This window comes from Chryseobacterium luquanense, assembly GCF_026460945.1.
In the GTDB taxonomy this organism is placed as follows: domain Bacteria; phylum Bacteroidota; class Bacteroidia; order Flavobacteriales; family Weeksellaceae; genus Chryseobacterium; species Chryseobacterium luquanense.
The window spans coordinates 70,802-94,873 of the sequence record NZ_JAOVZV010000001.1 but is presented as its reverse complement, the minus strand read 5'-3'; the positions used below and the strand labels follow the sequence as shown (position 1 = coordinate 94,873).

The following is a 24,072-nucleotide window of genomic DNA, read 5'->3' as shown; positions in this document are numbered from 1 at the left end:
AAACAATATATCTAAAGTTATAATCAGGTCATATCAATCTGTGTTCAAAATCTGGTGCATTTTAATGGCATTAATATGGTAACAGAAAGATAATAGTATAAGCTCTTCTTTTTATTCATAATTTTATAATTAAAGTTTGAAAAATACGCACACCAAAACAAATAAATCCAAAATAGCAGATTTAGTAATTTCTGCTCAAATTATAGGAGATCAATCTCTTTCCGAAGCGGCAGAAACAGATTCTATAAGCTCTTTTCCTACACTAACTTTAGGAAGACTGAAATCTGCAAATCTTTTAACAGCAAGTATTGCTAAAAAATATGGTGGTCAGAATTTAGGTTTAACATCAGGAACAAATTTAGCACTGCTTACTATACTGAAAAATATAGGCAGAGGAAATTTAGTAATGGGAAGAGTACTGGAAGGACACATCAATGCTCAGATTTTAATTCATCAATTTGGAAGCGATAATCAAAAAAAACTTTTTGCGGAAGAAGCATTTGACGGAAGACTCTTTGGTGTCTGGAATACGCAAGCAGAAGCTGGCACTGTATTGTTAAAAATAGAGAAAGGAAGTTATCAACTACATGGTACAAAAACTTTTGCCACCGCAACCGACTATGTTACCCGACCTGTAGTCACCGCTGCGATGAAAAATGGAGGCTGGCAAATGTGCGTAGTTCCATTAGATAAAGTAACGGTAAAAACCGATTCAAGCTGGTGGAATCCTATGGGAATGAAGGCGAGCCGAAGCTTTAAAATGACTTTTTTAAAAGCTGATATTCCAAAAATAAATCTTTTAGGATCAGCAGGAGAATATTATAAACAGCCGGGTTTTAGTGGCGGTGCGGTACGTTTTGCTGCGGTACAGCTTGGTGCAGCTGAGCAACTTTTAAATGAAACAAAAAAATACCTTATAAACTTAAACAGAACCCAGGATCCTTTTCAGAAAATGCGGTTAGGTCAGATGGCTATTGCTGTAGAATCTGGAAACCAATGGTTGAATGCTGCTTCTATCCGAATAGATCATTATATGAAAAAAACCTCAGTAAAAGAGGGCGAAAGCTATGTCATTTATGTTAATATGGTGCGAACCGCAATAGAGCAAATTTGCATAGAGGTAATGAATCTTTGTCAAAAATGTGTCGGTGCTCGCGGACTCAATAAACCTTATCATTTTGAACGAATTATCCGTGATCTCAGTACCTATTTACGTCAGCCTGCTCCCGATGCAGTATTGGCAGATGTTGGCGGTTATGTTCTGAATAATGATTTTCCTGCAAACGAAATATGGAATTTGAATTTTAAAAAATAAAACATGCATAAAATAAATTTTGAGAATATACCACTGGCACCCGAACAATGTGTCACAGGATTTGGGACAACACTTATTGTGGCTCCACACGCAGATGATGAAAGTTTAGGTTGCGGGGGAGTCATTTCGCTGTTAAGAAAATATGAACAGACTGTTTATATATTATTGCTCAGCGATGGAACACTGTCTCACCCTAACAGTAAAGAATATCCAGCCGAAAAACTAAGAGACCTTCGGGAAAATGAAATGCTGGATGCAGCTGAAATTCTGGGTGTAACAGCAGAAAATATTATTTTTTGCAGATATCCAGACAGAAATGTGCCCACAATTCAGCATGAAGGTTTTGACGCTTCTGTAGCCAGCATATCTAAATTGATGGATAAAATTAAACCACAAAGTATTTTTGTTCCTTGGCGTAGAGATCCGCATCCTGATCATCAGGCTGCTTTTCAGCTGATAAGCAATGCTGAAACTTCGAATGCAAAAATATATGAATATCCTATTTGGCTGAAAGAACTTGGCGAGCAGGAAGATTTGCCAACTGCGGAAGAAGCAATGCCTTTTCGGTTAAATATCGCCAATGTGCTTGACAAAAAGCAGCGTGCAATCTCTCAACATCGTTCTCAGATTACAGATCTTATCAGCGACGATCCTGAAGGATTTCGGCTTTCTGAAGAGATGCTCAGTCAATTTAATGTACCTTACGAAACTTTTTTTATATCAAAATAATGAACGAAAAACAATCTTTAGATTCAGAATACTTCAAAGATGTTTATGATGCTAATGAAGATCCGTGGAATTTCGAAACAAGCGAATATGAGGCAGCAAAATATGCAGCGACGATCTCAGCTCTGCCGAGAAAGCAATATGAAAAAGTTTTAGAAATTGGGTGCTCTATTGGTGTTCTTACCCAGCTTTTAGCAAAAAAAAGCATTTATTTATTGGCAACAGACGTATCACAAAAAGCGTTAGATCTTGCTGCTAAACGATGTGAAAATTTAAGCAATACATTTTTTAAAAAAATGAGCTTTCCCAAAGAATTGCCAGAAAAATCATACGATTTAATCATGATTTCAGAAGTAGCTTATTATTTGTCAGCTGCTGACTGGCAATTTGCCATGAATAGTTTATATGAGAGATTGCTTCCCAAAGGAAATATCGTTCTGGTTCACTGGTTGCCAGTTGTTCATGATTATCCGCAGACAGGCGATGAGGTTCATGACAGTTTTGAGAAAGTAATGCAAGATAAAATGACGAATGTTTTTTCTACACGAGCAGAAACTTATAGAATTGATGTTTGGGTAAAATCATAATCAGAATATTCCTGAAGCTTATTTTGTAAATCTTTTATCGCCGTGTCGATAGGCACATTGTGAAATTTTTTATCCAAATTAATCTTTTCCATTTGAATTAATTTTTCATACCATTCCCCGAAATATCGACTGTCAAGTAATGATTTATAAATGTGCTCATCGGCAGTAATTTCTGGAGCTATTTTTTGCATTGTTTCAAAGAATTCAGATACTGTTTGGTCTTTTAATTCCCACAACGTCATCAGATTTTTCTTTTGAGTAAGTCTGTGGAACATGGAAGCACAAGATTCTACAAAATAATCGCCAGCATGATTTCCCAGATTTTTCCAGACATTGAGTTGATAAGACAAACCAATTTCTGTTCTGCCGATGCATCTTGCAGAAGTATGTACTGTTACTTTATTACTGTGTCGAATTTTGGCATCTACAGTTTCCAATCTTTCAAAAAAAGCACAATCTTCTAAATGTTCTACTTTTGGTACACCTCCTGATTTCTCATAACAAAATGTGGTAATAGCAAAGCTGCCATTGAAATGCTGATGGTGTCTTGGGTTAGGGTCAAACTCAGAATTAATGATCTTTCCTTCTAGTTCAGCAAGCAAAAGTCTATACTTTTCGTCTTTAAAATGATGTAAACGTGTGAATTCGTCTAAACCTGCGAGTTCGTCTTCAGAAAGTAAAATTCTGCCTCCTACGGCCTCCGCTCCGTTATCGATTTCCCAATGGGTCTGCGCAATCCAGTCTGATGCTACCATCGTATCACCATCTGTGGTCATTATGATACCACCACCATTTTTCGAAAGTCTTGCATAGGCACATTCCATCAATTTCCTGCGTACATAGCCAATATTTGCTTGTTTAGGCGAAAGTTTTACCTCATCCAAATAAAGGTTAAGATGTGGATGATGCTCCTGAAATTCCTTAATTAGTGCTACAGAATTATCAGTACAATTATTAGCCAAAACTAAAATTTCAAAATGATCGGAAGCAAAAGGCTCGCCAAAAATATCAACCTGATTGTGAAACGAAATCAGTGTTTTTAAGATATGTGCTTCTTCATCCTTTACAGGAATGACTATGCAGAATTTTACAGTGGGTGAAATTTTAAATCTGGAGAATAAAAATTCACTGGAACTCTCTGTAGGATTTTTCATCTTATTTTTTTTAATCGAGTAGGTGTAAACTATTTTTATTGATTAAAATATTCAAATCTACATTTTTAGAAAACACTGTAATACAGAGGTTTTCTTAACGGCATGATCAACCAGATATTTGCAATTCTAATACCATTTTAGTTTTGTGATGTGGTACTCACGCAATTTTTTTTTTGAAATGAGATAATTGATGAGCTAGAGGTAAAATTGATAAAATATAATTCTATAACACAAAAAATGAAACTTATCTTTCTAACTCTGGTTTTTTCATTATTTTTATCAAGTATAACTTTTGCCGTATTAAAAGGTTACACATATTTATTTGTTCCTTTTTTTAATTCTGAATCAAGAAATTATAAAATTTTATTGTAAAAAGTTCAGATCAACGTAAAAACACTTACAAAATATGATTAATATAAAAGTAAAACGCGAAAAAATGAATACCGTATTTATGAAACATCATCTGATGGGGTTGCCCTTTGATGCGGTCATTCACCATTTCAGCGATAAAGATCAGAATGAACATATACACGATCATCCGTTTAGTTTTACAACACATATTTTAAAGGGGAGTTATGTCGAAAAGATCTACGAGATTCTTGCAGATGGAACTTATATCTCATCCATACATCACAGAAAAGAGGGAACTTCACATTTTGTATCTGCTTATATAATACATGAAATCATTGAGCTACCGGAAGGTGAGTGCTTTACTCTGATAAGACCCTACGAAAAAGAAAAAGAGACTTGTTTCTACAGATTTGAAGATGGAAAGGTTTTTAAACGACAGTGGAATCAGCGTAAGTTTAGAGAAATAATTTAATGTTGAATTTGAATTGTTGTATTCTGCGAGGTATAGATTTTTACTGAGAATAAAGGGTAATTTTTCAATTTACATGATGTGGTTTGGTGTGTATTAAATCATCTGTTTCTTAGGTAGTTTCAAGTATTAATCTAGTATGAGTAAGAAGTTCATCTTTAATATCCGTAGTAATTCTCATAATAATAAAATAATTGTAGGTGATCAATGATTTAAAAATTCTACGCCAACATATTAATACTAATATTTTAAAATATCCTTAACATTTTTCCTTATTGAGTTGGATCATCGAGAGCATGTTTCTAAGTTCTGAATTGCTTGCAAGGCTATTCGACTCTATAGTACATATATTCCGATGTTTCTGCTGAAAAAAGATGGGTAGCAAGAATTACAGATCTCATACCCTCTTTCTTATCATCTGTTTTGACGAATCGATTTCCGTTTTGCTTCCTTGAATAGACATCTGCATATAAAGTTGTATTTTGGATCTCTGGAACTATGTTTAAAGCTTTATCCTTAATTACTATTGATTATAGGTAAGTTGGAATTATGTGTGAAAACCGATAGACTAAATCTGCAAAAAAAATAAGTAATAATAATCTTCGATGATTTATAGATGAGCGCTGTTGTTTTTAACAAACAATAAATAATTTTAAAATTTAACTTATATTAGATATCTAAAAATTTCAAGATGCTGGAAAATTTTGAATTTTATCTTTTTTTGGTTCTGGTTATCACTTTGCTCATTATGCTGGCTAAGAAAATTCAGGTTGCATATCCTGTATTATTGGTGTTAGCGGGGCTTCTCATCAGTTTTATCCCTGGTGTGCCACCTATTAAAATAGAACCCGAATTATTATTCATCATTTTTTTACCTCCGTTGCTCTATGAAGCTGCATGGTCAACCTCGTGGAAAGAACTGTGGCGATGGCGGAGGATTATTTTCAGCTTTGCTTTTGTTGTCGTTTTTTTTACTGCTTTGTCAGTGGCTGTTTTCGCAAATTATTTTATTCCCGGATTTTCCTTAGCCCTGGGTTTTTTATTAGGTGGAATTGTTTCTCCACCGGACGCAGTGAGTGCTGGGGCAATATTAAAATTTGTAAAAGTGCCGAAGAGACTGGCCTCAATTCTCGAAGGTGAAAGTTTGCTCAATGATGCTTCTTCTCTGATCATTTTCAGATTTGCAATGATTGCTGCGGCTACCGGACAATTTGTTTGGCACGAAGCAGCAGGAAGTTTTGTATGGATGTGTTTTGGTGGTGTGGGAATCGGACTTGTTATTGCGTATATTTTTATGAAAATGCACAAAATTTTACCTACCGATTCAAATATTGATATTCTACTTACTTTTATTGCTCCCTTTTCAATGTACTTGGCAGCAGAACAACTACATGCATCCGGAGTTTTGTCGGTTGTAACCGGTGGATTATTTCTTTCTTATCGCAGTCATGACTTTTTAAGCAGTGCATCAAGAATACGTACGGTAACAGTTTGGGAAAGTTTTTGCTTTTTGTTAAATGGGATTGTATTCATGCTCATCGGCTTAGATTTGCCAGAAATTGTTTCCGGATTGGGTGATACAGATATATTCACTGCAATCGGTTATGGAATAGCAGTTACTGTTGTCCTGATTATTGTAAGAATATTTGCGGGCTACGCAGCGGTGATTACAACTTTAATTATGAGAAATTTTATCACTGTTGCAGATGCAGAATCACCCGGCTGGAAGACGCCCATGATTATCGGTTGGACTGGAATGAGGGGAGTAGTTTCTTTGGCAGCAGCGCTTTCGATTCCCTTGACTTTAGATGACGGAACTCCTTTCCCACAACGAAATATGATACTCTTCATGACCTTTATTGTCATTCTTTTAACACTACTTCTTCAGGGGCTGACACTTCCCATTTTACTTAAAAGGTTTCCTCCAATTGACCGGGACTTTATAAAAAGTGAGAAAGAGATAGATTACGAAATTCAAAACAGTCTGGCGGCAGTGGCGATTGATAAAATTCGCAGCGATTATGCTCACAAGATAGAAAGTTTCCCGGCATTAAAAGATCAATTACAGAAATATGAAAACCAATTGAGCAGTTCTGAGATTATTCTTAATTTTGATGAATACAGAAATATTTATATAGACATTCTCGAAACTCAAAGAAGCTGGCTGATCAATAAAAACCGTGAGGAACTTTTGCTAGATGAAGAAATAATCAGAAAACATCTTCGGCTGCTTGATCTTCAGGAGGAAAGATTAAATATGAAAAGCTAGGAGAATGTAAGATACTACCAGTTCTATGGAAAAAAAATCGCATTACTCTTCGAATAATAAATATGTATTTGTAGGTATTGTCCAAGACCATTTCCAGATGGTCATAAGATTAAAATCTTTTTTGCAATTACATCTTTTTTCCCAATTTTAATTACAAAAATATTCAAAGACTATAACAACTTTTTCAAGATAATTTAATTGGGTTTACTGATGCAAACGAATATCTAGTTCCCTCTAATGCTGTTAAAGCATTCCTTTTTTTTTCCGGTTGGTGAACCATCAATAACAATAAATCCTAATCATTATAGTCGTTCTCACAAACTACTTTTACTTAAAACTATCAAAACCAAGTCAAATTTCATTCCCCTTTGCTTTATTTATAGTGGTAGAGGGAACTGTGTTTTTCTTTCATGATTTAAAAGATTTTATATTTTATGCATAGAAAATTAGAGTGGACTAAAAAACTAACCAGATGGTCCTATTAGAGATACAGAAAACTCCCATACTGATGATGCTGAAGCTAATAGAAGTGAGGAAGAAGGACAAAACCGAGCAGAAGTACAGGGTAGCGAAGCCCTCAACTAATTTTAACATCTAAGATTAGTTGAGCTTATTAATTAACTTTTAAATAATTGGTTTTCAGTTTTTTAAAAAACATAATCTATATTGATTGAAATATTAATAAAAATTAAATTTTCATTATTAAAAATTTATTACTTTAGCAAAAACAAACAACCAAATCACCTAAATATGAAAAAAGTTCTATATTGTTTTGCGGTTTTCTCTGCAAATTGGGCTTATGGCCAGATAATCATTCAGCCTCCAACATCTGTAAATTTTGAATATGATGAAGCCGGAAATCAAAAATACCGAGGTGATGGTGTGCTCTCACGAAATCAAAACGTAGGTTTAGAACAGACTTATATTTTAGATTCAAGTGATGCACCAACAACTTCCGCAGTGTTAACCGAGCAAGAATTTTGGAATAATATCGGAATCTATCCAGTCCCTGTGAAAGATATACTTACTATAGATTGGACGGAGAATGTGAATGATTTAATTTCAAGTGTTGGTCTGTATCAACAAAGTACTGTTCACTGGGTTTTCCAAAGCGAAAAAATACCAAGTCTAAATAGAAAGCTTCAGATTAATATGTCTAAGCAGTACATGGGAGTTTATATCTTAGTGTTTACCCTTAAAGATGGTAGGCGAGTAAGTAAGAACATTACCAAACTTTAAAGCGACCGCTTTTCAACACCTTCTACAAAATAATTCTCAAAAAACTTTATTGATATGAAAAAAAATTTCCTTTTCATTGCATTGCTGCTTTTTATTTCTAACTACGCTCAAAGTGATGATAAATTTCACGATACCAAAGGTTCGATTGATGTAAATAGTGGAGGTCAGCTGCAGTATACTTTACCGATTGCTCTTCCACCTGGTGTCAAAACTGTTGCTCCCCAAGTCAACCTCTCCTACACAAGTGGTTCAGGAAATGGAACTGCAGGTTATGGATGGAATGTCGGTGGTATCACTGCCGTATCAAGAGTCAGCAGGAATATTGAGAAGGATAATGAAATTATTGGTGTCCAGTCTGACTATTCAGATTTGTACAGTTTCAATGGCCAAAGATTGATTTTGAAGTCAGGGGAATATGGTAAGGACGGAGCTGTATATGCGACAGAAAAATTTTCAAACCTGAAAATTAAATCTTATGGCAGTATTGCAGGAAAACCGTGGCAGGGACCTGCGTACTGGGAAATTACTTTTGAAGACGGTTCACAGGCATGGTATGGAACAATACCAAATTTGTTAGCAGCAACTACAGATTTGCAATATAATATTGTAAAATGGAAAGACACCAGTGGGAATATTATTACATATGAATACGACCAAACTGATCTCAACAGTCATAATATCTCACTAATTAAAAGTATAAAATGGGGTGGTAATGAAAATTTAAACAAGCCAAATTTTAATACCATAAATTTTAATTACATTGATAGAATTGTAAAAGAAACAGCTTATCATCAAGGTATATTGCATACTCAACAAAGTATTTTAAAGGAAATTATTGTCCTTACAAATCAGTCTCAGTTCAGAAGATACGAAGTCGATTATATTGATAACGGTACGAGCTACCAATTTATTAATAAAATTACAGAATATAACTCTCTTAACGAACCTGCAAATCCCGTATCTTTTACGCATGCTCCAAATCAGATGGGATCAGAAGAAACCTCTTATCACCATAATATTACTAATTTCAATACCAAGAAATATGCAGATTTCAATATGGATGGTGTTGCAGATTTTATTGAATTTGTATCAGTTGGGGTAATCAATTATAAAAGTTCAGTTTATGCCAGTGTCAGCCCTATTTCTTTACAATATGATTCTTCAAAATTTTCGGCAAACGATTTTAAAAATGCAGTCCCTGTAACTTTTAAGAACAATAATTACGTAAAAAATAAAGTTGGTTTAGTAATACCTGTTCCTAAGGCGACAAGCGTATCATATAAAAAAAATTATGAATTTCAGGTGTATTCGATTAATATCCAAAATCAAAGTTTAGATTTCGAATATTCAAAGACAATTGATTATGATTCTTACACTCCTCTAGTATTTGATGACGAATTGGGATCATGTAATAATCCATCAATTGTTATTAAGGATGCTGTTAGTTATGATTTTAATGGTGACGGAGTTTCCGAACTTGTTATGAAATTTCAGTCCAGCAGGATATGCGGTGGTGGTTTAGATCCTGGCTTATCAGGTAAATCATCATCTGATGATGTAAATGAATCAGACGATATATCAAATTCAAAGTATAACCCTTCTATTGATCAAACAAATACAGAGCTTGGGTATGATGAGGTTCCAGAACCAATTAATATCATTCCTGGTCAGACTTTCCAACTAAACTATTCTTACGTACTTATTGATCTGGATCAGAACATAGCTGTGCCGCAGAGCGTTTACAATTTCGATAATGGTATCGGAGGTACGGCAAATTCTTTAAAATTTGCTGATTTTAATGGAGATGGTATACAAGAAATCATTATCCAGATTAATTCTCAATTCAATAGAGTTCTTAATATAAAGAGAGATCTAGCCTTAAATTACTCGACAGCTACTGTTGGAAACTTTGAAGGTCAAAACTTTGTAGGATCTGTCTATAATGCTATGCTGTTTGGGGATTTCAATGGCGATTCAAAAATGGATATACTTGTACCCCAAGCTAATAAATCTTACAATTGGGATTTATATACATCGACAGGCAAGTCCTTTATCAAATCATATATCAACAACTTTGTATTTTATCAGGCCGGGACTGAAACATTAACCTCAAGTACACATAATACATTTTATGAAAGCGGATGTACTTATGGGATGTTGAGAATGTTTCAGTATCAAACGGGCGATCTTGACGGAGATGGAAAATCTGAAGTCATCGTTTCTAATGTGTTACTCTATGATCATGAGTGGAATGCTCACAGAGATCAGGAATGGACAACCACTACTGTTGCAGTTTATTCGACTAATAAGTTAACGGGAGCAATTAATAAGAGTATTGTCTATAATCCCTCCCAAAGCGGACCATTCGGGGTAACTTATTATGCTTTATATAATACGGATAACAGTAGTCCAATCCAGACGAACAGCGAAATTAATTTTTTTAGAACCAAATACTGGCTTAAAGGATTTAATGAGAAAGTAATTCCGTTCAGTACATTAAGTCTTAACAGAGAAAATCAGCAGATTATTCTTACGGGCAAGCCTGTAGACTGTCAGGGTGCAGAATGTGATCAGAATTATGTGTTGCATTATAATTATACTTTTCTTCCTACTATAGCAAAAATAACTCACATCAAGCAAGGGGATGTTACAACTATTATTGATTATAAATCAATAAATAGCTATGCAGATTCTAATTTTTACAAAACAATCCAGAGTGAGCCTTATCCATATATGGAATTGGATCAAATTCCTATGTCGTCAGTTGTTTCAAAACTTTCACAGTTTACAAACAGTAGTTTATTGCTCTCACAAGACTTTAGATATAGAGGTCTATTATCTAATTATCATGGCAGAGGGATGGTCGGTTTCAGACAGATTGCAAAAAGTTCCTGGTACGCCTCTGGTTTTGAAAATACAAAAATATGGTCAGGTGTCGAAATACATTTACTGAACGAATCCGTTCCTCTTAAAGAATGGGCTATCAGGACAAATGATGAAAGTAAGATTTTCCCTGTCATGTTGACAGAATCTAATAATGAATTGTTAAGTTTAAAAGTCAATACCTATAAAGTTGAGAAAATTATTAATGGGCAAGTAAGTACTACAGTTGCAGATATTGATAAACCTAAGGTGGTGAATGCAACTCTTTTAGAAACTTCCAGATCGAAAGATTTTCTGAAAGGTATTATTACTGAAAATTCTACAGTTTACGGAGATTATTATCTTCCTACGCAGAATATATCAAATACTAATAATGGGTTTGCGATTTCCACTGACACTTATGAATATTATAATAATATATCAGGACAAGGAAGTGACTACTATATCGGACGATTAAAAAATAAAATTACGACAGCTCAGGTATATAATGATACCAAGACAAGCAAAGAAGAATATACTTATGATAGTAATCTAATAAAAACCTTAAAATCATGGAATAGAGATAATACTCACTACCTTCAGGAATCTTTTGATTATGATGGGTTTGGAAATGTTCTTGGTAAAACAATCTCAAATAGTATTGATTCTCAAACAAAAAGCACAAGTGTAGCTTTTGATACTATGGGAAGATTTGTTATACAGCGTACGGACAATTTAGGTCTAATAAATACAATAAATTATAATAGCTGGGGACAAATAACTAGCCAGATTGATCCCCAGGGAAATTCAACTACTTCGAACTACGATGGATGGGGAAAAATCCTAAATACAACTTCAAATTTGTCAGGAACCTCGTCCTATGACTATGAGAAGTTATCTGGTGGTGCTGGAATAAAGGTTCAAGAGACCAATCCTGTCGGTAATAAAAATATCACTTACACGAATAATATAGGTCAGAAATTTAAAACAATCACTAAAGCGTTTAATCAAGGGCAATATGTCGTTACAGACTTTGCCTATGATGCAATGGGAAGACAAATTTCTGAAAGTGAACCCTATTATGAAGGTCAGAGCGCATCTCAGTGGAATACTGTGGAGTACAATGATAATTATTACCCTCCAATCGCAATTGCTACTTCATTTAACGGAAAAAAAACAGAAACTGTAATTAGTGGTTTAACTACGACGGTCAGCGAGACAAATGGATATCTTCGAACGACCTCAAAAACTACTGATGCCATAGGAAATGTTATTTCTTCTACTGATAAAGGTGGTTTTTTACAATTTATGTACAATGCTGCCGGTGAACAGACCAAAGCGATTTATGGAACGAATATCGTTGAAACTAAATATGACGTATGGGGTAGAAAATCAGAATTTAATGATCCCTCCAATGGAAAATATCTGTATGAATATGATGGTTTAGGCAACATAAAAAAAATTGTAAGTCCAAAAGGTCTGAAGCAATATAGTTATAACAATTTAGGTCAGCTTATTACTCAGATTGAAACTTCTTCAGATGGAATTTCGACAAATAAAAACATTACATTGGGCTACGACAGCTTTGGCAGGCTGATTTCAAAATCAGGAACTGCAAATGGAAAACATTATAATTCAAATATTGAATTTGATACATACGGCAGAGTTAAGTCAAATGTAGAGAACAGCAATGGAAGGACATTTACACAAAAAGGCTTTTTCTATGATGAAAAGTCAAGAATAAAGTCATACACAAAAAGCTTGCAATCATCAGGTATCTTGACTGAAGTAACAATAATGCATGCATATAATGATTGGAATGGTCAATTATATCAGCTGAAAGATAAAAAGACTGGATTGGTCTTATGGGAGCTTCAAAATACCAATGTTAAAGGTCAAACTCTTACCTCAAAATTAGGTACATCAACTATAAATAATTTATATAGTGTTAATGGTTTTCTTACAAGTACAAATCATTCTTCCGCTGTAAAACCAGGTATTCTACAAATTTCCTATACTTTTGATGCTATAAAAAATGAGTTAACCAACAGGACTACAGGTGGTGATTTTAACATTCTTGAAAGTTTCACTTATGATGATAACAATCGTCTTATCAGTTGGACAGATCCGAGAACAGGGTTAACTTCAAGCAACGTTTATGATGTTAAAGGCCGAATTACAGTAAATGATCAATTGGGGCAGGTTAAATATGAGAATAGCAATAAGATTTATCAATCAACCGGTATTGATTTAAACCCGGCAGGAGTTCAGAATTATACGAATGATCTGATACAGTATATAAGCTATAATGAAAATAATGATCCAATCCACATTGACGGACTAAAAGGTGATGTAGGATTTCAATATGGCTTAACGGCAATGAGGCAGAGAGTTACTTATGGGGGAAATTTCGAACCGAACAAAGATGGAAAGTATACAAAATTATATAACGAAGACGGAAGTTTTGAGATTACTATTGATAATAAAAACAAAGTTGAGAAACATGTTTTATATATCGCCGGAGAACCATATGAAAGCAGTATTTTATTTGTGAAAAATTATAAAGATACGAATGCTTCGTACAAATTTTTGCACAAGGATTATCTTGGAAGTATTTTGGCTGTTAGCGATGCGGCTGGTTACAAGATTGAGCAAAGACATTTTGATGCTTGGGGTAACATTACTCATCTTCAGATCGGTACTGGTTCGGTTTTAACAGATAAGAATTCTATTAGCGATATTATTTCGAAATCCACCTTAATTGTAGACAGGGGATTTACCAGTCATGAACATTTTGTAGAGGTGGGAATCATCCATATGAATGGAAGACTTTATGATCCCTTGTTAAGAAGATTTTTAAATGCTGACCAAAATATACAAGAGCCATTTAATACTCAGAATTATAATAAGTATGGTTATGTACTAAACAATCCTTTAATGTTCAACGATCCAAGCGGAGAAATTTTTGGAATTGGCGAAACACTTGTATCAGCAATTGTTATTGGAGCAATAATTGGTACTGCTGGTTATGTAGTTGGAGCACTTATAACGGGTGAAAAAATTACTTTAGCAGGATTATTTAAAGCAAGTACATTTGGAGCAATTTCAGGTGCCGTAACATTTGGAATTGGTAGTATATTTACCTCTACGGCGGGAGCTGCCACTCAGTTTGCTACGAGTATTGGAAGGGTTGGTTCTGCGTTTCTTCAAGCTGCGGCGCACGGTATTGCACAAGGTACCTTGTCACTGATGCAGGGGGGGACTCACCAATCAGGTATGATTTCAGGTTTTTTAGGTAGCATAGGAGCATCCGCTTTTGGCATGATCAGTAAAGAATTTGCAAAGAGTGCTGGGGGGATGGTTTTATCAGGTGCAGTTCTTGGTGGCGTTGGTGCTGAACTTACAGGCGGCAACTTCTGGCAGGGAGCATTAATAGGTGGAGTAGTTGCAGGCCTTAATCATGGCTTGCATAGAATTAGTGAAAATTTGGCAGTTGATAAAACGGTTAGAAAACAATTCAGAGCATATGTCCGAAATAAAGATTATCAGTGTGCATTTGAATTGGTTAATTCGCAATATAATTTGGATAGTGGTATAGAAGGTAAGTATACGATGACGTACGCCGATAGCGATAAATTTTCCGGACTTACTGGTGGAGAAGCAAATAGCCTGCAGGAGGTTACTATTGCTAAGCATGTTTTTAATAGATCTGTAGCTGTTTTTGCTAGAGTTGTTCATCACGAATTTGTACATGTTTTCCAACGTGCTGTAATGGGAATGGCTGGGAATCTAGGAATTTACGAAGTCAGAGAATTCCTAGCGTATCATGACACCATATTTAATAATAGTCTTCCAAGTGCTTCATTCAGTTCAATGGAAGGATACTGGAGTAAGGCAAAACAGTTCTACAACTATATGACAGCAAATCCGACTCTTATCAAAGCTTACCAATTGCAATATAACGATTTTAGAAACACAGAATATTTTAACAGATGATAATTATGTGGAAATTCCTTCTGCTTTTTTTTGCTGGTCTTGTATCAGCGCAGCAAACATGCAAACTTTCTTTTGAAAGTAATTCATTAACAAAAGAAAATGAAATAATTTTTATTGTAAAGAATAATACAGATCGTAGAATTAGAATTCCTGCAGACTATGCATCTGTATGGATCAGGGCTGTAGATATTCAGATTTATAATGATATCAACAGGAAGTATGAAATGACCGGATATTCTTTTGATGATGCAACATGCCTCGATACGAAAAAATGTCTTGGAAGAATGATTTTTCTTAAGAAAGGTGATTCGAAGAGATATGTAATTAAAATTATTCCTGGAATAGTTTCAAAGGCCTTTAAAAAGTCAGGAAAGTATAGATTTAAATTGTCTTTTGATACTTATGTGTTTAGCGGCTGTAATAATTACGTTACGGATTGGCAATTTTTTCAGAATTAAGGACTGATATTATTGTAACGAAAGAAAAACGAATTATGATGGTAGAAAATCAAAATTATTTTTTAGATAAAAATTGAGTACATCTATTTATTAGCCAGCAATTTAATCACCGTTAGAAACAAAACTTAGAAGGATGGTTTTTGCCGTCCTTTTCTTTATTTATTAAGTGAAATGGCTTTACAGTTAGGAAAATAGTTACTGCTTTTATTTTGTTTATCAGACTCTAAGTATATGATGAATCTTAATAAGATTATTAATATCTGCTTGGAAAATGAATGGATGACAAAAAATCCTTTCGCTAATTATAAATCAAAGATAATAATTGAGGATGTTTTATGCTTAACAGAAGTAGATTTAAAAAGGATGAGAGATAAAATTTTTTCCTCTGAAAGACTTAATAGAGTTAGAGACATTTTTATTTTTTGCTGTTATACAGGGTTGTCTTATGCTGAAGTAAAAAAATTATCTAGTAACCACATTAAGATTAAAGATGACGGAGAAAGGTTAATTAAAATTAAAAGAACGAAAACTAATACTGAGGCAAAGATTCCAATTTTACCTATAGCCGCAGAGATTTTAGAAAAATATAAAAACGAAACTGAATGTATAAACACAAATAAACTTTTGCCAGTTATAAGTAATCAAAAAACAAATGAGTATTTAAAAGAAATCGGAGCTATCTGTGAAATTGATTTTGATATTACCTTTCACACAGCACGGCATACATTCCCAACTAGTATCACGTTTAATAATGGTGTGCCAATCGAAACAGTAAGTAAGATGCTAGGACATAAAAGTATTCGTATGTCACAGCATTATGCGAAAGTTCAGGAAACAAAGATATCTACGGATATGAAAATACTGAAAGAGGTATTAAATAAAAAAAGCTCAAGATTGGAAAATTAAGATTACTAATGTCAAAGTCCTGTCTTGAGAACATGACAGGACTTTATCCAAATCATTTACTATCAGATATAGACCATATTTTAGAAGTTTTACGGTAACTAATCATCATAGACTCATTTCTGATATAGGGATTAATATTAATATTTTGGTGACGGCAATATTATCTATAATTACTTAAAATACTTTTTGGTAACTGAAATTGGTTAATTGTAAAATAATAATCATATAAAATAAATTGATTTACTCAATAAAAAAATGAACAACGTTCAAAATATATTTATACATTTGTATGATAAATCATTCTATGAGTATCAGCGAAAGAAAACAGAAGGAAAAGGAGGCACTAAGACTGCTGATTCTGAACGGGGCAAAAAAGCTTTTCGTTGAAAAAGGTATTGAATATACCACGATCAGGAATATAGCAGATGAGATCAATTACAGCGTTGGGACGGTCTATGTTTATTTCAAAGATAAGAATGCGATTTTCCATGACCTGCATTCCATCGGATTTCAGGAATTGGGACAGTACTTCAATGAGCTTTTTGCAATAGCGGATCCAATGAAAAGACTGAGAAAAATGGGATTTACCTACATCAAATTTGCGATGGAAAATTCTGAAATGTATGATCTGATGTTCAATCTGAAAGCTCCGATGGATTATCTTGAAGAACAGAAGAATAATCTGTGGCCAGAAGGAACTGAGACGTATGGCTACTTAAAAAAAACAGTGGAGGAGTGCATGAAGCAAGGCCATTTTGATGGTCATAATTCGGAAGCATTGTCTTTCATGATCTGGAGTTTGGTTCACGGTATGTGCTGTCTGGAGATTCGTCACAGAACCAAAGGCATTAAATTCAGCAGTCCGGAAACTATTATGTCAGAAGGCTATAATGAATATTTAAAAATATTAGAAAAAATGTAATTTTTTTTAATAAAAAATGAACGTTGTTCAAAATAAAAACAATGTGTAAGTAACAGGAGATTATTAGTTTTTGTTAGGAAATTTCAAGACACATTAAACTATCTAAAATAATAATGGACAGAAGATTTTTATTAAAAAGGATCCCTCGCATTTTTGGCGATTTCCACGTCTTCTGTCTTCTTTAAAAACATTGATATGGACTCAAGTAATCAAAAATTGTACGATACAATTATCGTAGGTGGCAGTTATGCAGGACTCTCTGCTGCCATGACACTCGGACGTTCTTTGAGGAATGTCTTAATTATTGACAGTGGAAATCCCTGCAATAGACAAACCCCTAATTCACATAATTTCTTAACGAGAGATGGCGTACCTCCGGAAGAAATTGCGAAAATTGCTAGAGATGAGGTTTCAAAATATCCAAGCATCGAGCTTTACAAGGGTTTCGCAGTGAATGGATGCAAAATATCGGAAGGTTTTATGATAAAGACTTCAGATAGCAATTTATTTAAAGGTAAAAAACTGATTTTTGCCACCGGAATTTTAGATTCCCTACACGATATCAAAGGATTCGCAGAATGCTGGGGCATATCTGTCATACACTGTCCCTATTGTCATGGATATGAAGTCAGAAACAAGAAAACAGCAATTTTAGCAGATGGAGATCGTTTGGTTTATTTTACTTCATTAATTAAAAATCTGACCGATGATTTAACCTTGATTATATCAGAAATAAATGCCAGTAATGCTGACAATATTGCAATTCTTAAAAGAAATGGTGTCAAAATAATTGAGAAAAAGATCTCGGAGATACAACATCATAACGGATATATTGATAAGGTCATTTTTTCTGACGTAACATCAGAAAGCTTTGAAGCAATGTATGCACCGGTTTCATTCCAACAACACTCTGGTATTCCGGAGGAATTGGGATGTGAGATGACTGATGTAGGTCTTATCAAAATTGATGAAGCTCATAAAACTACCGTAGATAGTGTCTATGCAGTTGGTGATAACAGTAACCTGTTAAGATCAGTTTCATTGGCAGTATCATCCGGGTCGGTAGCGGGAGTGAAAATCAATGGAGAGTTGTCTGCTGACATGTTTAGCGAATAAATCACTTAATTTATAAGATGAGGTTATGCTAACTGTCTGAAGCAAGCCATTTATTTTATGCTCCAATAAAATTAGATCCACATTTACAATCTCGAGAGAATTTTGTTGATGTCTTTTGATGGAAATTATAAAACAGTCAATTTAGTCTCACTAAATGATTAGAATAATTACCCTTTTTTTGAAAAAATTATGAACAATGTTCAATTTATAAACAATGTATTTAAAAAGTAAAAATCTATCAGTAATGTTTCTGTCATGCCTTGGTTTTCTTGGGTATGGTCAAAAACATCTTGACCGTTATATAGAAATCGGTCTTGAAAACAACGAAGTGATCAAACAGAAAAACTTTGACATCAATAAAAGTTTATATGCGCTGAAGGAAGCACAATCATTGTTTTCGCCGAACGTCGCCTTTGTTACCAATTACACCATTGCAGACGGAGGAAGAACCATTGACATTCCCATCGGGGATATGCTGAATCCGGTGTACAGCACATTGAATCAGATCACGAGTTCTAACGCTTTTCCACAATTCCAGAATCAGTCGGTATTGATCAATCCAAACAATTTCTATGATATCAAGCTTCACACGACGATGCCTCTGTTAAACTATGAGATCATCTACAATAAAAAGATCAAGGCCCAACAAACCACGTTGCTGAAGATCGAACTTGAAATTTATCAGCGGGAATTGGTCAAGGAAATAAAAATTGCCTACTACAAGTATCTGCAATCTGTGGAAGGTATCAGGATCTATGAAAATGCACTCTCCATTGTTAAAGAAAATCAAAGGGTCAACAGATCACTTTTTAAAAATGACAAGATCAACAGAACTGCAGTACTCAGAAGTGATAACGAGGTAACTAGAATCGAGGCGAATCTTGAAACGGCAAAAAACACAAGCAAAAACGCAGGATCCTATTTCAATTTTCTTCTCAATCAAAAGCTGGATTCAGAGATTGAAATTGATGAGAATATGGAATTGCCAACTGAACTGATTGCAGAAAATACTGCCAACAGAGAAGAATTGAAACAACTAGGACAGGCGAAAGAGATCAACGAAAATGTTTATCAATTGACAAAGTCCAACTGGTTTCCAAAACTAAGCGGATTTGCAGATCTGGGATTGCAGGATTTTGATTTTAAAGTGGATAGGTCGTCCCGCTACTATTTTGCAGGTCTGAGTCTGGAATGGAATATTTTCTCAGGTAACAAAAACAAATTTAAGCTGAAGCAGGTGGATGAGGACAGCAAAAAGATCAGTTCTCAGATCGACAATGTAAAACAGCAGCTGCTATTGCAGTTCGAGGTTTCCCAAAACAATCTGAGATCGGCATTGGAACAGTATGAATCCGATAGTAAGCAAAAAGAAACTGCCCAAAAATACAACGGAGATGTTACCAAACTGTACAAAGAAGGAATGGCCATTTATATCGAGTTGCTGGATGCCCAAAATCAGGTGGTCAATACTCAGCTGAATGCCAATATTTCCCTGTACAATTCCTGGATCGCCTTTGCAGAACTGGAAAGAGCCAATGCTACATTTAATTTTAAAAGATAAAAACTAAAAGATCATGAATAAAACATTAAAAATATCAATGCTTTCTCTTTTATTTATCATGTCCTGCAAAGAAGAGAAAAAAGAAGTCAAACCCTTGGAAAGTGGCGAGATCATTCCTGTAAAGACTGCATCGGTCGGATCTCTGGCTCTTGCCGGAAACATCAGCGCATCAGGTTTGGTGACGACAGAAAACGAAACGACCTATTCCTTCAAGATCGGTGGAGTAGTGAGCGGCGTGTATGTTGAGGAAGGTCAGTTTTTCAGAAAGGGTCAGCTTCTGGCAACACTGGATGAGACCGAGATCCGTGCCGGTCTGAATCAGTCCGATCTGAATGTTCAGAAGAATGAGCGTGATTACAAACGTGCAACCAATCTATACAAGGACAGTGTGTACACATTAGAGCAGGTTCAGAACACAAGAACAGGCCTTGACATTGCCAGAAGACAAAAAGATGCCGTTGCTTTCAACGCCAGATATGCAAAGATCTATGCAAGCTCTGACGGCTTCGTTTCGCAGAAAATAGCCAATAAAGGCGAGATCGTTGGTCCGGGTTCTCCGGTTCTGATGATCAATGAAACTTCTCACAACAACAATTACTTACTGAAAGTCGGTTTGACAGATACCGAATGGGCATCCACAAAGATCGGGCAAAAAGCAGTGGTTACACTCGACGGTTATCCGGGAAAGAAATTCGATGCCTTTGTGTTCAGGAAATCACAGGCAGCCGATATGGCGCTCGGATCTTTTCAGGTGGAGCTCAAACTGACGATGAATGACAGCAAACCTGCAGTGGGAATGTTCGGAAAGGCAGAGATCCAAACCGATCATTCCGAAGACTTTATTGTGATCCCATATAATTCTCTACTCGAAGCTGACGGAAACAGAGCCTTTGTCTTTGTTGTTGAGAACAGCAAGGTCAAGAAAAGACCGATCACGATCGCCAAATTCGAAAACAGCAAAGTTTTCGTACAGGATGGACTTCAGAAAAGCGATAGGATAGTGATCTCCAACAGTGCCTATCTGAACGAGCAGTCGAACATTAAAATCATTAAATAACAACTGATGAAAATTACAAATTTTGCTGTAAAAAACTATCAGTTCACACTGATCATGTTTCTTCTCGTTGCCGTAGTGGGTATGCTGACACTGTTCACAATGCCAAGATCGGAAGATCCGGCAACGCATCCGCCTCAATATCTGATCACGGTCATTTACCCAGGTACAAGTCCAAAGGATATGGAAGAACAGGTGGTTAAACCTATTGAAAATAAGATCTACGGATTGGAGAATATCGATAAGATCCTGACCACTGTGGAAGATGGTGTTGCCGCCTTTGAGGTCAAATTCAAATATGGCGTTGATGTGGACAACAAGTACCAGGAAATTTCCACAGAGATCAATGCACTAAAAAATAGCGATCTTCCGAAAGACATCTATCAGATCAAAACAGAAAAGATATCCTCGGCCGATGTCAAAATTCTTCAGGTAGCCTTGGTGTCTGAAAATGCTTCGGAGAAAAAAATGCACGACGAAGCAGACAAACTTAAAACAAAACTGGAGAAGATCACCAATCTTAAAAACGTGATCTATTCAGGGATTCCGGAGCAGGAGATCAGGGTAGATCTGAAACTGGATAAATTGGCTCAGCTGAGAATCCCTCTGAATGTCGTGATGGGAAGTTTACAGAGCGAGGCTGCCGACATTCCGGGTGGAAGTATTGATATGGACACTAAAGTTTTCAACGTAAAAACGAGTGGTAAGTTCAAAAATGAAGGGGATGTAGCCAATACTGTAATCTACAATGCCAACGGAAAGATTGTTTATCTGAAAGATGTTGCCGAAGTGGGTTACAGATCTCAAACGGTAGATCATATCACGAGGATCAACGGACACCGATGTGTTCTTGTCAGTGCAGGGATGAAGGATAATGTCAATATTACCGATGTTCAGAAAGAATTTGAACCGATCCTTGAGCAGACTGCAAAGGAGCTTCCCGAAAATATCAAATTGGTTAAAAATTTCGATCAGGCGAATATGGTTTCGCAGCGTCTCGGGCATTTAGGTTTTGACTTTGGGTTGGCGATCATATTGGTCATTATCACGTTATTGCCTTTGGGAACGCGCGCTTCGGTGATCGTGATGATCTCCATTCCTTTGTCACTGGCACTGGGATTAATTGCAATGAACGCACTGGGATTTTCATTGAACCAGTTAAGTATCGTTGGTTTGGTAGTCGCTTTGGGACTGTTGGTCGATGACAGTATCGTGGTCGTCGAGAATATTGAAAGATGGCTGCGTGAAGGGCATTCCAAGAAAGATGCGGTCCTGAAAGGCACCAGACAGATTGGTTTAGCAGTCGTCGGTTGTACCGCTACGCTGATCATTGCGTTTCTGCCTTTGGCATTCCTTCCTGATGTTGCAGGAGAATTTATGAGAAGTCTTCCGATGGCCGTGATCACGAGTGTTTTAGCTTCGATGTTGGTCGCGTTGACGTTAGTTCCTTTTCTGGGGAGCAAGTTTCTGAAGACCCACGACCACGAAGGCGGAAATATCTTTCTTCAATACCTTCAGAAATTCCTGACCAACAGCTACAAAGGTATTATGCCTAGAGCTTTGAAATATCCCAAGATAACGATCGGAATTTCATTGGCCTTGAGTGTTTTGGCATTTGCGTTATTCAGTTTCACCGGATTTAAACTATTTCCGACCTCTGAAAAACCGATGTTTCTGATCAATATCAAAATGCCTCTTCAATCCAACATTTCCGAAAGTGACCGTGTGGCGAAGATCGTTGAGTCTGAATTAAAAAATCACAAGGAAATCACCTATTACACTTCAAATGTTGGAAAAGGAAACCCGCAGATCTATTACAATGTGCATCCACAGGACAGAAAACCTGATTTCGCACAAGTCTTTGTTCAATTGGATGACGAGGCAAAACCAGCTGTAAAGACCGAACTGATTGAAACCTTGAGAGAAAAATTTAAGACAATACCTTACGCGAAAATTGAGGTCAAAGATTTCGAACAGGGAACACCGATTGAAGCCAATATTGTAGTTCGCCTTTTTGGTGAAGATCCAGCGGTGCTGCGATCACTCTCTTCACAGGTTGAAAATATTCTGAGAAAACAGGAAGGAACAGTTTACGTCAACAATGAGTTGAATACCTATAAAACAGATGTCAAGGTAAAGATTAATAAAGAAAAAGCAAGAACGTTAGGCGTGATGACCAGTGAGGTCGATAAAGTGATCCGCCTTGCCATTGCCGGACTTCCTGTTGGAGATTACATTGATGACCGGGGTGATTCAAGAACCGTGACCTTAACTTTGCCAAGGGAAAAATTCTCCACTCTTGATGCTTTGAAAAATCTTTATGTCAACAATGTTCAGGGAGCACCGATCGCACTGAATCAGATCGCGACGGTTACCTTTGAAACTTCGCCAACAGCGATCAACCACTTCAATAAGTCAAGATTTGCCAAAGTTTCGGCAATGACTGCCAAAGGATACTATGCCAATGACCTGCTGGTGGATATTGTTCCTCAGCTTGATCAACTGAAAATGCCGCAAGGCTATTCTTACAAACTGGCTGGTGAAAAAGAATCTGAAGGCGATGCACTGGGTGGTAACTTTATCTCGGTCATTATTTTAAGCACATTTCTTTTCATTGCGGTCTTGTTGTTACAGTTCAAAACATTCAAAGGGATCATTATCGTTTTATCCATCATTCCATTGGGAATTTTAGGTGGCGTTATTTTCCTGCTGATCGACGGAAGCCCGATGTCGATGGTTGCGATCATCGGATTCATCGGACTGTCGGGAATTCAGGTTAAAAATTCTCTATTGCTGGTAGATTTCACAAATCAGCTCAGACTGGAAGGGAAGTCGATCGACGAAGCCATTGCCATTGCCGGAGAAACACGTTTTCTTCCTGTGGTTTTAACTTCCATTACAGCAATCTGTGGATTGATTCCTTTGGCCTTAAATTCAAATCCATTGATCGCACCTTTGGCAATAGTGTTGATCGGAGGTTTGATAAGCTCAACGATTCTTTCAAGAATTGTGACCCCCGTAATGTACAAACTGATCCCGCCAAGTCTGGATATTGAAACTGATAACGAACAAAATCAGAATTAATCA

At 35.9% G+C, this 24,072-nt stretch carries 15 protein-coding genes; 14 read left to right on the top strand and 1 reads right to left on the bottom strand.

Annotated features, from left to right (window positions below):
• Positions 1 to 136 precede the first annotated feature (136 nt).
• Genes OEA66_RS00440 through OEA66_RS00430 form a run of 3 tightly spaced genes read left to right on the top strand, consistent with a single transcriptional unit; the run spans position 137 to position 2,628 of the window.
• Positions 137 to 1,315, top strand: a complete 1,179-nt coding sequence (locus OEA66_RS00440; RefSeq protein WP_267279493.1) for an acyl-CoA dehydrogenase family protein — start codon at positions 137 to 139, stop codon at positions 1,313 to 1,315.
• A gap of 3 nt (positions 1,316 to 1,318) precedes the next feature.
• Entirely contained in the window at positions 1,319 to 2,044 is a 726-nt protein-coding gene (locus tag OEA66_RS00435) for a PIG-L deacetylase family protein (RefSeq protein ID WP_267279492.1), read from the top strand.
• Positions 2,044 to 2,628 (top strand): class I SAM-dependent DNA methyltransferase, encoded by a 585-nt coding sequence (locus OEA66_RS00430; protein ID WP_267279491.1) that lies wholly within the window; start codon positions 2,044 to 2,046, stop codon positions 2,626 to 2,628. The genes OEA66_RS00435 and OEA66_RS00430 overlap by 1 nt, the downstream gene beginning before the upstream one ends.
• Here the strand turns inward: OEA66_RS00430 and OEA66_RS00425 are convergent.
• Positions 2,598 to 3,782, bottom strand: a complete 1,185-nt coding sequence (locus OEA66_RS00425; protein ID WP_267279490.1) for a glycosyltransferase family 2 protein — start codon at positions 3,780 to 3,782, stop codon at positions 2,598 to 2,600. The genes OEA66_RS00430 and OEA66_RS00425 overlap by 31 nt on opposite strands.
• A 466-nt stretch (positions 3,783 to 4,248) precedes the next feature.
• Here OEA66_RS00425 and OEA66_RS00420 point away from each other — a divergent pair, with 466 nt between their 5' ends.
• The 11 genes from OEA66_RS00420 (at position 4,249) to OEA66_RS00370 (ending at position 24,069) form a co-directional block, all read left to right on the top strand.
• On the top strand, positions 4,249 to 4,605 hold the full coding sequence (locus OEA66_RS00420; protein ID WP_267279489.1) for a hypothetical protein: 357 nt from the start codon (positions 4,249 to 4,251) through the stop codon (positions 4,603 to 4,605).
• Positions 4,606 to 5,293: 688 nt separating this feature from the next.
• The gene (locus OEA66_RS00415; protein ID WP_267279488.1) at positions 5,294 to 6,871 is read left to right on the top strand and encodes a Na+/H+ antiporter; all 1,578 of its coding nucleotides are present in this window, start codon (positions 5,294 to 5,296) and stop codon (positions 6,869 to 6,871) included.
• A 750-nt stretch (positions 6,872 to 7,621) separates the two neighbouring features.
• Complete coding sequence (locus tag OEA66_RS00410; protein WP_267279487.1) at positions 7,622 to 8,110, top strand: T9SS type A sorting domain-containing protein; 489 nt, start codon at positions 7,622 to 7,624, stop codon at positions 8,108 to 8,110.
• Positions 8,111 to 8,164: 54 nt separating this feature from the next.
• Positions 8,165 to 14,968, top strand: a complete 6,804-nt coding sequence (locus OEA66_RS00405) for an RHS repeat-associated core domain-containing protein (protein ID WP_267279486.1) — start codon at positions 8,165 to 8,167, stop codon at positions 14,966 to 14,968.
• 5 nt (positions 14,969 to 14,973) lie between these two features.
• Complete coding sequence (locus tag OEA66_RS00400) at positions 14,974 to 15,426, top strand: hypothetical protein (RefSeq protein ID WP_267279485.1); 453 nt, start codon at positions 14,974 to 14,976, stop codon at positions 15,424 to 15,426.
• 279 nt (positions 15,427 to 15,705) lie between these two features.
• On the top strand, positions 15,706 to 16,332 hold the full coding sequence (locus OEA66_RS00395) for a site-specific integrase (protein WP_267279484.1): 627 nt from the start codon (positions 15,706 to 15,708) through the stop codon (positions 16,330 to 16,332).
• Between the two features lie 304 nt (positions 16,333 to 16,636).
• On the top strand, positions 16,637 to 17,254 hold the full coding sequence (locus OEA66_RS00390) for a TetR/AcrR family transcriptional regulator (protein ID WP_230653852.1): 618 nt from the start codon (positions 16,637 to 16,639) through the stop codon (positions 17,252 to 17,254).
• Between the two features lie 195 nt (positions 17,255 to 17,449).
• Entirely contained in the window at positions 17,450 to 18,370 is a 921-nt protein-coding gene (locus tag OEA66_RS00385; protein ID WP_267279483.1) for an NAD(P)/FAD-dependent oxidoreductase, read from the top strand.
• 244 nt (positions 18,371 to 18,614) lie between these two features.
• Positions 18,615 to 19,931 carry a TolC family protein gene (locus OEA66_RS00380; RefSeq protein WP_267279482.1) on the top strand — a complete coding sequence of 439 codons (1,317 nt, stop codon included), beginning with the start codon at positions 18,615 to 18,617 and terminating at the stop codon, positions 19,929 to 19,931.
• 13 nt (positions 19,932 to 19,944) lie between these two features.
• Entirely contained in the window at positions 19,945 to 20,988 is a 1,044-nt protein-coding gene (locus OEA66_RS00375; protein WP_267279481.1) for an efflux RND transporter periplasmic adaptor subunit, read from the top strand.
• A 6-nt stretch (positions 20,989 to 20,994) separates the two neighbouring features.
• On the top strand, positions 20,995 to 24,069 hold the full coding sequence (locus OEA66_RS00370) for an efflux RND transporter permease subunit (protein ID WP_267279480.1): 3,075 nt from the start codon (positions 20,995 to 20,997) through the stop codon (positions 24,067 to 24,069).
• The last annotated feature ends 3 nt before the right edge of the window (positions 24,070 to 24,072 follow it).

Excerpts from the sequence above, each read along its gene's own strand:
- OEA66_RS00390 (WP_230653852.1), top strand. The coding sequence starts at position 16,637 with ATGAGTATCAGCGAAAGAAAACAGAAGGAAAAGGAGGCACTAAGACTG.
- OEA66_RS00400 (WP_267279485.1), top strand. The coding sequence starts at position 14,974 with ATGTGGAAATTCCTTCTGCTTTTTTTTGCTGGTCTTGTATCAGCGCAG.
- OEA66_RS00435 (WP_267279492.1), top strand. The coding sequence starts at position 1,319 with ATGCATAAAATAAATTTTGAGAATATACCACTGGCACCCGAACAATGT.
- OEA66_RS00405 (WP_267279486.1), top strand. The coding sequence starts at position 8,165 with ATGAAAAAAAATTTCCTTTTCATTGCATTGCTGCTTTTTATTTCTAAC.
- OEA66_RS00415 (WP_267279488.1), top strand. The coding sequence starts at position 5,294 with ATGCTGGAAAATTTTGAATTTTATCTTTTTTTGGTTCTGGTTATCACT.
- OEA66_RS00385 (WP_267279483.1), top strand. The coding sequence starts at position 17,450 with ATGGACTCAAGTAATCAAAAATTGTACGATACAATTATCGTAGGTGGC.
- OEA66_RS00370 (WP_267279480.1), top strand. The coding sequence starts at position 20,995 with ATGAAAATTACAAATTTTGCTGTAAAAAACTATCAGTTCACACTGATC.
- OEA66_RS00410 (WP_267279487.1), top strand. The coding sequence starts at position 7,622 with ATGAAAAAAGTTCTATATTGTTTTGCGGTTTTCTCTGCAAATTGGGCT.
- OEA66_RS00430 (WP_267279491.1), top strand. The coding sequence starts at position 2,044 with ATGAACGAAAAACAATCTTTAGATTCAGAATACTTCAAAGATGTTTAT.
- OEA66_RS00375 (WP_267279481.1), top strand. The coding sequence starts at position 19,945 with ATGAATAAAACATTAAAAATATCAATGCTTTCTCTTTTATTTATCATG.
- OEA66_RS00395 (WP_267279484.1), top strand. The coding sequence starts at position 15,706 with ATGACAAAAAATCCTTTCGCTAATTATAAATCAAAGATAATAATTGAG.
- OEA66_RS00425 (WP_267279490.1), bottom strand. The coding sequence starts at position 3,782 with ATGAAAAATCCTACAGAGAGTTCCAGTGAATTTTTATTCTCCAGATTT.
- OEA66_RS00420 (WP_267279489.1), top strand. The coding sequence starts at position 4,249 with ATGGGGTTGCCCTTTGATGCGGTCATTCACCATTTCAGCGATAAAGAT.
- OEA66_RS00380 (WP_267279482.1), top strand. The coding sequence starts at position 18,615 with ATGTTTCTGTCATGCCTTGGTTTTCTTGGGTATGGTCAAAAACATCTT.